We start from the raw sequence: 12,767 nt of genomic DNA on the forward strand, positions 1-12,767 counted from the left end.
TTAAAACAAAATGTAAATGGTGAAGCTATTATTAAAGTAATCGGCATGAACATCTTCAAAAAAAGAGGTGAAACGCTCCTTATAATCATCATCTAGCTGGCTGATGTCGCCGTTTTCCCCCAGTTCAATATCGGATGCTCCTTTGGCAGGATAATAGTTTAATGAGTACTCTAAATTGATAAACAACTGCCCTATATGTGTATTGAACGCTACCTTGCCATGGCCTATAGCGTAATTCAAAACAGGATACCTGTAATCTCCGGTTGTCAGACTTTTGCTGCCTCCTGACGAGTTTTCATGAGTAGCTTCCACGGAGAAGCTTCTAAAGTTAAGCAATGTGGCAAAGGCCCCTATTTCCAGCTGTGAGGTACCACCGAAAAGCCCTTTGGTTATCCCTACCCCTCCCTGTGCCAAATCTGTACCTATATACGAAAGGTCAGTGATATCGCGCTTGTAAATTTCTCCGGAAATATCTTCATAGCCCGTAATTATAGAACCTTTACCATAGAAGACTCTGGGGAAATCAAAGCTGCTAAAAAAGGCCCATTTGTTCCTTTCGTATCCTCTCATCCCCTTATAAGTTTTTTTGCCAAAAAGGGTGGTCGAAAACTCGGATATTCCGAAATTATAGGCAGTATAGGCAAAATTGAGCTTATAGTTATTAGGAAATCCCCTGTTTCGCGATGCTGGTATGAACGATTTAGTTTGATGAAATTTTCCGTCTTTCAGGGTTACTCCAAAAGGTCTGAAAAGCTTGCTGAGCCTGAATCGGTTTGAATAACTTGCAAGATCAACACTAATATGGCTGCCTTTTGCAACGTTGAGAGAAACTTCCAAAGGGTCAGGTTCCATAAAACGCTGGGAAAGCAATATCTTCACCGTACCGGGTTCAACATAGTACCCGCCTGCCTTGAAATCCGCTGATTTATCCGGTGAATACCTGGAGTACAAGTGACGAAACTCACCTATTTTGTCCTTCAGGTCGCTGTAAGCAATATTTAGCTCTGTAATCCTTGGGAAAAGTGTCTCCATAGATTGGGAATAAGGCATGGCATGGGCTGTATTGCCCGTAGGCTGCTGATTTTTTTGAGCCCCTGTAAGAGGGTAGACATCCACAAGATGGATAAGGCTGTTGGAATTGGTGATCTTCAGGAATCCCTTATTTTCCTTTAAATCTTTCTCAAAGGCATCATACTCCAGCTGAATTTGATGTTTTAAAGCAATATAGGCCTCAATAGCCTGGGCGCCTGATAGCAAAGCCTCATATCTGCTGCTGGCTCCCTTGCCTGATTTATAAACCCCTGCTGAAGACAATATGTAGTTGAAGTTTTGAACATCAACGGCATATTCTGAGAGGAGAGAGGCTATATCAGTAATATAAGCTGACCTGTCCCGGGTGTTTGGAATACCTCCGCCCGAATTGAGAATTGTGACCAGGTAATATCCGATCCCAGGGTCAGTCTTTCCTAAATTCATGTTTTGAAAGCTTGTGAGCGGAAACTTAAATACATCATTCATATCCCGGGCAAAACCCCATTGATATTCAACGTCCGCATCAAGCTGTTTTACTTTATCTTCAATCCGCTCCAGGTTACTTTTAATAGCAGCTACGGCCATATTAATATTCTCCAAAGCTTTGGGAGTAATTACGCTCTTATACCTGCCGCCAAAATCAATAAGCTGTTTTTGAAAATCGAGCCAGTAATCTGCATCATCATAAAGCTGACCGTATGCACCATCAACTGCCCCATTAATTTCCCTTGTCCTTTTATTGATCCTCTGCTCTTCCTTCCTTCTTTCCATCTCATTGAGAAAATTGCCAATTGCAGAGCCAATTTCCGTTCCCATCTGCTCATATCTCTGCTGTTTTATCTTCTGATTTTGCTGATTGATAGTAATCTGTCTGTCAAAGTTTTCAGACCACTGCTTTACCTGTTGTTGCGACTGATTAAATTTTGCCCATGCCTGTGGGTCATAGCTGTAGGTGTTCTCGGTATTACTTTGAGCAGTGCTGTTCTGTGATTGTGGTGCCCCGCTATTGTTGCTACTTATTGTGCCAGTGTAGTTATCGGCATCTTCATATTCAGCGGCTTCCCCGGCTTCGACCTGTCCTTTCTGCTCCTCACGGATATTTTTAACTCTCCGGATATCCTCCTGTATTGATGGTTCATTGAGCTTGGTTTGGGCCTGTTCGTACAAGGCTTCTGCAGACTCCATATCTCCACTTGCTTCTGCGTCTCTGGCCTGGGCGAGAAGGGTTTCTCCCTCTTTTTTCAATTGTTCCTCTTGTTGCTGCTTTTCGTGGTCAGCATAAACTTTGCCGATATATTTTTCAATCTGCCCCAGGAAAAAACTATGATCACTAATGCGCCCTTTCTCCCTTACTGTAATCTGAGGATCGAGTGATTTCATAATGTCAGTTACATTTTTCAGCTTGTTATCAACCACATATTTATCATAAGCCTTGCCATTGGATGTCCACCTGACCGAACTCGTCCAGTGCTTTTTCTGATTGTAATTTCCTCCGTTAAGTTGAAACATCACTTCAGCCCATGCATCAATCTTTCCGAACTCCACATCCAATACCAGATGATTGATGGCATAGCCTTCTGGTTTGCTCATCCCGGCCTCTTCAAAGGTGATGTGACGATAAGAACCATCCGGCATTTTCATGGTGAATCCTCTGAATTTCGCCTCAATTTCAATATTTAAATTTGTTGTTGCCCCTGCCACGAAAGCGTTGGCAGTCCAGTACCAGTTGGTAAATCCCACGTCAATATCGAGAGTATGTAAGTGAGATACTTTGCCTGCAGCATCCTGAGCCTGAAACTTGAACAGATCATGGGCATAAAGTGCCCCCCCAACTACTCGGGCAGGGTAGTTTTCTTGCCCAAATACATTGAGAGACAGCAGCGTGAGGAGAATGAAAAATATAGCCTTCATTATTGAAAAAACTTTTATTTCAAAGATTGAAAGAGGCCGGTTTAATTACAATACCTACTTGGAGGTATTTTATTTCAGGTTTTTTGTAGCCATTTTTGTTCAATGCGGCTCCGTTTAATCCTGCTTTCTGTTGTCCTTCACCTGCTTTCCCCAAAGGCACTCTCGCAGGATATCAGCGACTATATGGATACCCTGTACCTGAATGGACCATCACTAGAGCACTTGTCCAAGTACGCGACTTACTGGATCGATGAAGGAGGAAACGGCAAGGTGGCCAACGCAGAACAAATGATAACACTCGGAGAATTTAAACATTGGGACCTGAATACCACATTAAACCTTGGTCCAAACCCGCATCCGCTGTGGCTCCATTTAAAAGTGAAAAATATATCCGATCGAAGGCAGACTTATTGGTGGAGCCTTTATTCACACGCCGATAGCATCATTCTTTACCGGAAGGTCGACGATTTCTGGTTGCCGGTTGACACATCTTCTTTTAACCAACCAGCCCGGCATCGTAACGTGCCTGTCCGTTTTCTGGCCACTCGCATAGACCTGAAAGTAGGCGAGGCTGCCTCATTACTCCTTAAGGTTCGTAATTTTAAAAAACCGCAAAACGCCATCACTGATATTACTACTCCCGCCCATAACCTGCTTTGGGAGAAGAAGTTTTTCTGGACCATTGGTTTTTTTATAGGAGCTTTAATCCTGCTGGGTATTTTATGTTCGGTTTTGGGGATCATCTTGCGCCAACAGACGCTGTTTATATTGGCAGCCTATATATTAATAGTCGCGGTAGTTATACTTCAGGAGGAGCTGCTGATATCTTTTTATCCGGGGGAGTACTTTTTTGATATATTAATGCACCTTCCTACCACAGGGCTAACCTTGTTGGGTTCCTGCCTGCATTTTGTAGTAATAGACTACACCTTAGGGCAACAAAGGGGCCGGCTCCCTATACGGAAAATACTGAGGCGTATTAATATTACGGGTATGGCCTACGCGCTGCTGTACATACTGTTCTATGCATTTTTTGAAAAATATGTTTCCGTCGAGTCAGCCACCTATCAGTTCTTCTGGAAAACAGCGATCATTCTTATCGTTTCGATAATGATTAGCATGTTTATCAATATTATTAATGCAGCTCAAAAACCCCTAGAACTACTGTTTTTCATCCCCCTGGCATTTTTACTTCTATATTTTAATGCTGCCGGGTATTACCTTAATTACGAAGGCTTGTTACCCTATTACGAAATTACCTATCCTAACTACTTCTATTGGGTACTATGTGTTGAGTTCATAATGTTTGGTTTGTTTATCGGCTGGAGGTACCGGAAAACTCTTGATAAAAACCATCAGCTTGAACAGGAAAAAGCCATTCACCTCAATGAACTTTTTGAACGTGAGCTGGCCACCCAGGAGAGGGAACGGAAGCAAATTGCACGTGATCTACACGACGACCTGGGGGCTACTATAAGTGCCATAAAACTGATTATTACCAATAGTTATAAAAAGGATGAACATCTGGTAAACCTGATCAACCGGGCGAGTAATGACCTCCGCTTTTTTATTGGTAATTTCTCAACCTCCAACCTACATAACACAACACTCTTTAATGCAGCAGAATCAAAAATTTCAGAGCTAAATGATCTCAACAGGACACGGTTCTCGCTTATAGCGCAGGGCGATGACACTCTGCTGCCTGCGGAGCTTCAACTTTCGGTTTATAGGATGATATCAGAATTACTGGCAAATGTACTGAAGCATGCTAAAGCTCATCAGGCTACTCTTCAGATCATCATTGAAGACAAGCAACTACAAATACTGGCTGAAGATGATGGTGTGGGGTATGATACTTCCATTTCGCATGCAGGCATGGGGTTGGACAACATCCATACACGTACAAACAAATATCATGGAAACGTACATATCGTTTCTGATCGACGGTCGGGAACCACAACTATTATAACTATACCTTTTCCAAGCCTATGAAAAAAACTTTTAAATTTTTAATAATAGATGACCACCAACTGTTTGCCGATGGCCTGGCTCGTATTCTCGAGGAGGAAGATAATTTTACTTTAACCGGTATTTTTAACGCCCTGGATAGTTCTGCTTCAATAGATGCTGACCTGGTCCTGCTAGACATTCAACTCGGGGTACAAAGCGGACTTGACCTTTGTACATGGCTAAGAGAACGTTATACTAATATGATCATTATCCTGATTTCCATGATCCAGGCTCCACATTTGATAAGAGAAGGTCAGAAAAGAGGTGCAAACGGCTTCATTTCAAAGACTACCGATGCTGAGCTATTAAAGGAAACCGTAGTAAAAATCTGCAGAGGCGAAAATATTTTTCTTGGATTACCAGAAAAGGGATCGTCCTTACATGAGGTAAACCTGCTCAGTGAAAGAGAAATGCAGATCATTCACCTGATAAAACAAGGGCTGACCAGTAAGATGATTGCTGAGAAGCTTTTTTTGAGTGAATTTACAGTAGAAACTCACCGGAAGAACATTTTAAGAAAGCTGAAGCTCAATACTGCCAACGAACTGATAGCGTATGCATATGCCAATCATCTGTAAAATGTAGCTACCGGCCTGATCATTCCATTTCCATTTCAGCCCGGAGAGTTGTTCACCAACAACCAAAACAAGCCAAGCTCTGCCACGGCCTTGGAAAAGCTCTCGAAATCCAGCGGCTTAACAACATAGGCATTTACTCCCAAACCATAGCTTTCAATAATATCCTTTTGCTCTGCAGACGAAGTCATTATAACCACTGGAATAAGCCTTGTGCGTTCGTCTTCCCTTATGGCCTTCAACACCTGGAGACCATCTACTTTTGGCATTTTTAGATCCAGTAAGATTACTTTTGGCTTTTGTTCAATTTTGCGACTTTCATATTTACCCCGGGCAAAAATAAAATCCAAAGCTTCCGCTCCATCGGGCAGATGGATCAGGTTATTGCCAAGGTTATGCTTTTTCAGCGCCCTGATCACAAGCTCCACGTCATCAGGGTTATCTTCAACCAATAGAACGTCTACATCATAAATTTTGTCAATCATATTTTTCTGGCTTTAGGTAATACATGTCTGAAATTCCTGGTAATGAAAAATAAAAGGTAGCTCCTTCGTTCACCTTTCCCTCCGCCCATACCTGTCCGTCGTGTTTCAGCACAATTCTATGGACAAGAGCCAACCCCACACCGGTGCCTTCGAAGTCATGCTGATTATGCAATCGCTCAAAAACCCCAAAAAGCTTATCATAATACTGCATATCAAACCCTACACCATTGTCTTTGACATAATACACATTGGTATTATCTTTCTGATATGAGCCGATTTCTATGCATGGCTTTGCCTCTTTCATAGAGTATTTCAGTGCGTTGGAAATCAGGTTGGTCATTACCTGCTTTATCATGCTTTTATCTCCCTCTGCATCCAGGATCTTATCCGTTTTGATCTCCACACTTTTAGTATTGGCAATGTCCTGGGTCATCTCATCGATTACTTCTGACGTGATCTTCTCCATATCTAATGGCACCTTTAATACATCTTGTTTCCCAACTTTTGAGAAGGCCAAAAGATCATCAATTAGCTGCCCCATCCTTTGTCCGTTGGATATAATTAGGTTCAGCATCCTTACCCCTTCATCTCCCAGTTTAACTGAGTAATCTTCCTCTATGATCTTAGAGTATCCAATAACGGATCTTAATGGGGCTCTCAGATCATGAGATACTGAAGAAGTAAACGATTCAAGTTCCTTATTGGCTATCTCCAACTCGGCTGTTCTTTCCTTGATTTTTTCTTCGAGATGTGCATTGAACGATTTAATAGCTTTGTTTTGCGCTTGTATCTCATCCAGCATCTGGTTAAAGGCAGTGGTAAGCGCTCCTACCTCGTCACTGCCAAATTTGGTGGCACGAACCGTATAATCCTTTCTTTCTGAGATGGCCAAAGCCGTATCAGCCAGCTCCCTTACCGGCCCTGTTATCGCTCTCTGCATTTTTTGAGAGAGGATGTATGCCACTAAAAAGGATATGGCACTTACGATTACGGCGATCCAGGCATACAGCTGTAATCTTCTGGCTATAGCCGTGGTGTTGGATTTAAGGTAAAGGGTGCCAAGCCTATTATCCTTCTGAGCAATATGCTGTACACCAATAATATATGAATCCATAAGGGCGTATCCGGAAAAATTTACAGAGTCAGGGAAGTTATCTCCTTCCAATTCCTCCGGATAGTGAGCAAAAAGTTTTCCGTTATTATCATAAATTCCGGCCGCTTCTATGTGTGGATGCGCCTTGAGCGATGCTAATACCTCAGTAGCATCACTCTGGCTGTTAAATGCAAGGGCTGCAGTACTGTTATCGGCCACAATCTCCCCTATAATGCTCAATTGGTTGATCGCTGACTGGCGGAAAGTAAAGAACTCATAGGCAAAATATGATGAGCATGTTATTAACAGCACCACCCCGGAGGTAAGTATAATAGCCCTTAGCAGCTTTTTTCCGATAGGTACATCTACAAATTTCATATTTCGTTTGTTACTGTAGCCAACCTTAATAGCTTTGAACTGATCCTGAGCTCTGAAGCTTTGGCAGCACTATTATTAATTTGTAGCTGTATTTTTCCCTGATCAATAAAAAACCTGATCACTCCTCCTTTTATAATGAAATCTTCCGAATCCCCTACAGTAAGTATATTCTTTACTTTCAATATCTCTGGTATTTGCTGTATCTCGGCCGACTTACTTGCGCTTATATAAAGAATATGGCACTCCTTAATAGACTTGATGTCCTGATAGTTTTGAATTATTATAGGGTGACCTTCAACTTTTTCATTGTAAACTATCTCTTCCAGGTATACTCCAAACGGATCTTCTCCTAATATACCTACAGTAAAGGGGGTGTCATGTGTTGAAAAAGCATTTTGAGGCCACTCTATAAATTGTGTAAAATTGAATAAGAAAGCTGCCTTGACCTGATATTCCCTTGGGATCGGCTTTTGGGCGGAGCAAAAAAAGACCAGGAAGAAAAACAACAAATTCATTTTCCATATCATTATTGTCCATTTGCCCTTATGACTCATAGCAAATTACTTTGTTGAACTTTACATGCTTTTAACTAATGGGTTAAAGGTGCATTGAGAGCCTCAAATAAACACTTCTTTTAATAGCCTGTCGGGTAGATCCCAATATTCCGTATTCGACATGCTCCTTGTGCAGAAGGTTCCGCCCAGCCACGGTAAGCCTCAGTTTATTACTGGCCTGCCACCCAATGCTACCATCCAATTCAGCGTTGTCCGGCACCGTTTCTCTGACACCGGCGTTATTTATCGGAAGCTCATCAACCCATCTAAATGCCCCATTTATACTAATACTATGTGGCAATTCAAAGGTTGACCGGAACAGGAATTGTGCTTTCGGATCAGCCGTTTCGTTGTATGTATTGTTAAAATCTGTTTTGCCCTCTTTAATACGGATATCCTCTTCAAGCAGATTAATGTTTGTCGATAACTGCCACCACGACATCACCTGGTAAGACATATTAGCTTCTATACCGTAGGTCTCCCCCTTCCAGTCCATTATGGAAGCGCAAAGGAAAGATGACATCAGGGTCAAGTTCTGTACTACGTATGTTGTCGTAGTTATTGTAAAACAAGGAAATGGCCATGGCCCCTCTATTGTCAATTTTACCCCTGCATCCAACTTCCCAGGCTATCAACGTCTCCGACTGAAACCCTGGATTACCAGCCAGCAATACAAAGTAAGGCGGGCTGCCCTGTGAAATATCACGATCTACCCTCGAAGGCATACGTACTGCTCTGGAAACTGCACCCCAAACCATCCATTTCTCACCTATCCCCTGACGTATCCTGATGCTGGGCTCCACTTCGTAGCCAGTGTAGTCATTATGTTCCAGTTTACTGCCTAGGGTCAAAAAAAAGGTTTCCGTATACTTTGATTTCGTCTTGCACAAAAACACTAAAAAGATTCTGATCCAGGTTTTCAGGTAAAAATCCAAGCGCCGGAGCGTTGGTAACTTCGTCATGCGTAAAGCGGTAGCCCACCCCCCATACTATACTATTAGACCTGCCTAGCCCGAAGTGATGTTGAAAATCGACATCATAAGTAGAAAGCCTGTCCTCAAATATACCTGCTGGTGCCAGCTCAGTGCCATTTACAACAAATGCCTCCGCGGGAAGATCGAGGTCAGTATAGTCGTAATATGTTTGCAACCGTACTTCAGAGCTATCAGCAAAAACATGGATAAACCTGGCTAAGATATTGCCCCCCAACACCTCAGACTCCTCTCCAAAAGTTAACCCTAAGCTGCTGTTATATACATCTCCCTGAAACGTAAAGTGCGAATTGCCTTTGTCAGCATCCATTCGAAATCCACCTTGTATAATATCCCAGGCATCATTGGCATCAATGCTATCCGGAAATACCGACTCATCTCTTTTCGAATATTTGGTGTACACTCTATAGTGAACATCCCGATTAATTTCCCCCCCGTAGCGAAGGCCAGCCAGTGCCTCTATTTCTGTACCTATAGCTCCTTGTATATAGAGTCCTTGCGTTTCTTCCGCACTTTTAGTGGTTATATTAATAACCCCGTTTACAGCATTGGCTCCCCACAAAGTTCCGCCCGGACCACTCACCACTTCTATCTGATCGAGGTCTTCCAGCAAATAATCCTGTCTGTCCCAGAATACCCCTGAAAAAAGCGGAGTATAAACAGTACGTCCATCCATGCGCACAAGAAGTTTATTTGCCAGCTCAGTATTAAATCCGCGTGCACTTACACCCCACGAATGCGAGCCTTTTTGTGCCACCTGAAGGTTACCCGCCAAATAAAGAGCCTCCGGAATGTTAGTTGCCCCATATTTCAGAATTTCCTTGCTTGTGATTACCTGTATAGCCGATGCACTTTCCGTCAGTTTTTCCGGACGTCTGGTTACAGAGATTACCTCAATACTCATGAGATCTTCAATACTTAAAGCTTTCAGGGCTGTGGGGGAGTATCTATCTTCTTGCTGCTGCGCCAGTAAGCCGAAGGATAACAACTGTATACCCCACACCAAAGGTAAGAGTAATCTAAACTGTTTATGGATCAGGGTAAATATCATCTCTATAGAATCACATGGCAGAAAGTGAGTTTTGGACTAAATCATAACATCTGATAAATAAGGTACTGGAATCGATACTAAATCAACATCAGTTGGTAAAATCAATATAGTTTATTTAAAACTTTATAAAAATTAGAATTGAGCATATAAAGCACACCATATAATGGCCTTTCAAAGAAAAGTGGTGGAAAGCATCAAATAAATAAAAAACTGAATATTAGTAGATTACATCTATTCACAGTCAATACAAAAGTTGATTTTCATTCAAAAGAAACCGGATTTCATACATATGATTCTTATTTGTGGGAATTCACATTTTGGTTTACTATTGACTTTTCATAAGAGCCGGACTTGATAAGTTTAAACTGGCTTGTCTTAATTAAGGTACGGCAAATAAAACATGAGGAATATGATGTTTACCGGATTTGGACCAAAAGCATTTTCCAGTGGTAGAAATGATCCAGGAATTACTTTTTTGATTTTCAGATAGTTTAACTCTATTCACTTTTTAGAGATAAACAATCCACCTTGTCGAGTTTCAGTATTTTCACCCGCCACTGAAAATGGGCTTTGGCCCAATGACACTATCAATGCCCTTAATTACAGACTAAGATTGATCTGCCTTCCCATATTACTCAATGTAAATAAACACTATCTGCACTTGCCAATGCGAATATCCAGCCAACCAATACGAATAATAAATAGCCTTCAACGAATACACATCTATTAATTTCAACACATTCATTTTCAATAGATTGCGGCAAAAATTCACAACATACAATCTGTTATCTATGAAAACATATCATTTTTCCCGGTTGAATCAGCTTACTTTTTTTATTCTGCTGATAGGTGGTGGGTTGTTTTCCTGCAGTAGCGATGATTCCGTTATCTCAACCATTGCAGAGCCTACCATTACCGGATTTTCTCCCTCCAGTGGAGAAGTTGGAGGTATAGTTACTATAAGTGGTACTAACTTCAGCGCTACGACATCTAAAAATATTGTTAAATTCAATGGCGTCGCAGCTGTTGTCAACTCAGCTTCTGCCACCTCGCTTTCGGCAATAGTTCCCATTGATGCTACCACTGGTAAAATTTCCGTTACAGTCGATGGGCAAACGGTAACAAGTGCCGATGACTTTACAGTGATTGGAGCCTCTGCCTCCGGACCTTCTATTACAGGTTTCTCCCCTGCAAGCGGAGAGTTTGGTACAACCGTTACCATAACCGGCACTAATTTTAGCACTATAACCAGTGAGAACAAAGTAAAATTCAACGATATGGAAGCAACTGTCAGCTCGGCCTCACCTACTTCTTTGACAGTTACTGTTCCGGACGGAGCTACAACCGGGAAAATCTCGATTACCGTAAATGAACAAACTACCATCAGTGTAGCTGACTTTACGGTAACCAGTGTAGCCATCACCTCTTTAAGCATAACTGAGGGGGAAATAGGCGCAAGTGTAATTATTTATGGAGCCAATTTTGGTACCGATGCTGCTGATCTAACGATTGATTTTAATGGCGCAACATCTACAATTAACGATCTCACTAATACATCTATTACAACTACAGTACCCGACAATGCCATGACTGGCGATGTAACTATTAGTAAAGGAGGAAGAACAATTCGTGGTCCGGTATTTACCGTCACGTATGAAGAAGATCCCAACACGGTATATGTGGTGGGCACAGGCACACTACTCGGTATACGCGCCATTTACTGGAAAAACGGAGTGCCGGTAGACTTTGGTAATGAATCATATACCAATGTGGCCAATACCATAACCGTGGATGGAGAGGATGTGTATATCACTGGGTCAGAAGTACGAAACAAATATGAATACCCAATGTGTTGGAAAAACGGTGAGGAGGTATTTCTTTCACTGGCAGTCTCCGGAGCAGACGTTTCCGTAGGAAGTGATAGTAAAGCTACACATGTTACTGTTGTAGGTTCGGATGTATACGTTTCAGGTTATGAACCAAAAACAAGCACCAATACAGCCCATAGAATTGCCAAGTATTGGAAAAATGGCAGCCGCATAACACTAACAGATGGAACCGTACATGCTCAGGCTCATTGTATAGCAGTGGTAAATAATGACGTCTATGTTGGTGGGCAAAATGAGTTCAAAGCTGCTTACTGGAAAAATGGAGCCATGACCGTTTTAGAGGAGGCATTTTCAAGTGTAAATGATATAGTTGTAGTTGGAAACGATGTTTATGTTGCCGGACAAGATAATCAACAAAGAGCCGTTTACTGGAAAAATGGCACTGCAATCGGTTTGTCTGGGGGAATTGTGGCCTATGCTATTGAAGTATCTGGCAATGATGTATATGTGGTTGGGTACGGGACCGATTCGGAAAGCGGCAATGTTGTAGCAAAATATTGGAAAAATGGGACTCCTGTAAATTTAACGGATGGTTCGCGTCCTGCATTTGCTTCTGACATAGCTATAGTGGAAGACGATATATACATATCGGGATCCAGTACAAATAATAATGGAGAAGAAATAGCCAAATACTGGAAGAATGGAAAACCGCTAAATCTAGGCAAAAATTTGAACGCAAGGTCAATCGCTGTTATTAAACCATAATTTTTTCCGGGCCATGGCCTGTTTGTATTATACTTAAATATTTAGCACCATACTCCGGAAGATTGGAACTTCCGGAGTGTTGGTAGCTCCAT

10 protein-coding genes are annotated in these 12,767 nt (G+C 41.9%); 3 read left to right on the top strand and 7 right to left on the bottom strand.

Translation table 11 applies throughout. The annotated features are described in order from the left end of the window. Window positions 1–2,943, bottom strand: coding sequence for a hypothetical protein (locus LVD17_RS04950; protein ID WP_233765144.1), 2,943 nt, complete (start codon window positions 2,941–2,943; stop codon window positions 1–3). Window positions 2,944–3,045: 102 nt separating this feature from the next. Between LVD17_RS04950 and LVD17_RS04955 the strand changes: the two genes are divergently transcribed. After that, entirely contained in the window at window positions 3,046–4,935 is a 1,890-nt protein-coding gene (locus LVD17_RS04955) for a sensor histidine kinase (RefSeq protein ID WP_233765146.1), read from the top strand. Next, the gene (locus LVD17_RS04960) at window positions 4,932–5,531 is read left to right on the top strand and encodes a LuxR C-terminal-related transcriptional regulator (RefSeq protein ID WP_233765148.1); all 600 of its coding nucleotides are present in this window, start codon (window positions 4,932–4,934) and stop codon (window positions 5,529–5,531) included. The genes LVD17_RS04955 and LVD17_RS04960 overlap by 4 nt, the downstream gene beginning before the upstream one ends. A 35-nt stretch (window positions 5,532–5,566) precedes the next feature. On the opposite strand, the gene LVD17_RS04965 is transcribed toward LVD17_RS04960, so the two are convergent. From LVD17_RS04965 to LVD17_RS04985, 6 genes are read right to left on the bottom strand one after another with little or no spacing between them, the layout of a single operon-like run. Continuing rightward, window positions 5,567–6,013, bottom strand: coding sequence for a response regulator (locus tag LVD17_RS04965; RefSeq protein WP_233765151.1), 447 nt, complete (start codon window positions 6,011–6,013; stop codon window positions 5,567–5,569). Beyond that, complete coding sequence (locus LVD17_RS04970) at window positions 6,006–7,484, bottom strand: sensor histidine kinase, YfiR-like protein-associated (RefSeq protein WP_233765153.1); 1,479 nt, start codon at window positions 7,482–7,484, stop codon at window positions 6,006–6,008. The genes LVD17_RS04965 and LVD17_RS04970 overlap by 8 nt, the downstream gene beginning before the upstream one ends. Continuing rightward, window positions 7,481–8,038: a TOL_0243 family YfiR-like periplasmic protein gene (locus LVD17_RS04975; protein WP_233765155.1), complete on the bottom strand. Its 558-nt coding sequence runs from the start codon at window positions 8,036–8,038 to the stop codon at window positions 7,481–7,483. The genes LVD17_RS04970 and LVD17_RS04975 overlap by 4 nt, the downstream gene beginning before the upstream one ends. A 43-nt stretch (window positions 8,039–8,081) precedes the next feature. Continuing rightward, complete coding sequence (locus tag LVD17_RS28470; protein ID WP_255702561.1) at window positions 8,082–8,534, bottom strand: outer membrane beta-barrel protein; 453 nt, start codon at window positions 8,532–8,534, stop codon at window positions 8,082–8,084. Further along, window positions 8,497–8,889 carry a TonB-dependent receptor domain-containing protein gene (locus tag LVD17_RS28475; protein ID WP_255702562.1) on the bottom strand — a complete coding sequence of 131 codons (393 nt, stop codon included), beginning with the start codon at window positions 8,887–8,889 and terminating at the stop codon, window positions 8,497–8,499. Before LVD17_RS28475 ends, LVD17_RS28470 begins: the two co-directional genes overlap by 38 nt. Further along, window positions 8,873–10,081, bottom strand: a complete 1,209-nt coding sequence (locus LVD17_RS04985; protein WP_233765157.1) for a TonB-dependent receptor plug domain-containing protein — start codon at window positions 10,079–10,081, stop codon at window positions 8,873–8,875. The genes LVD17_RS28475 and LVD17_RS04985 overlap by 17 nt, the downstream gene beginning before the upstream one ends. A gap of 791 nt (window positions 10,082–10,872) precedes the next feature. On the opposite strand from LVD17_RS04985, the gene LVD17_RS04990 reads away from it, so the two are divergent. Beyond that, complete coding sequence (locus LVD17_RS04990; protein ID WP_233765158.1) at window positions 10,873–12,675, top strand: IPT/TIG domain-containing protein; 1,803 nt, start codon at window positions 10,873–10,875, stop codon at window positions 12,673–12,675. Window positions 12,676–12,767 lie beyond the last annotated feature (92 nt).

Origin of the sequence: Fulvivirga ulvae, assembly GCF_021389975.1 — a bacterium.
Classification (GTDB): domain Bacteria; phylum Bacteroidota; class Bacteroidia; order Cytophagales; family Cyclobacteriaceae; genus Fulvivirga; species Fulvivirga ulvae.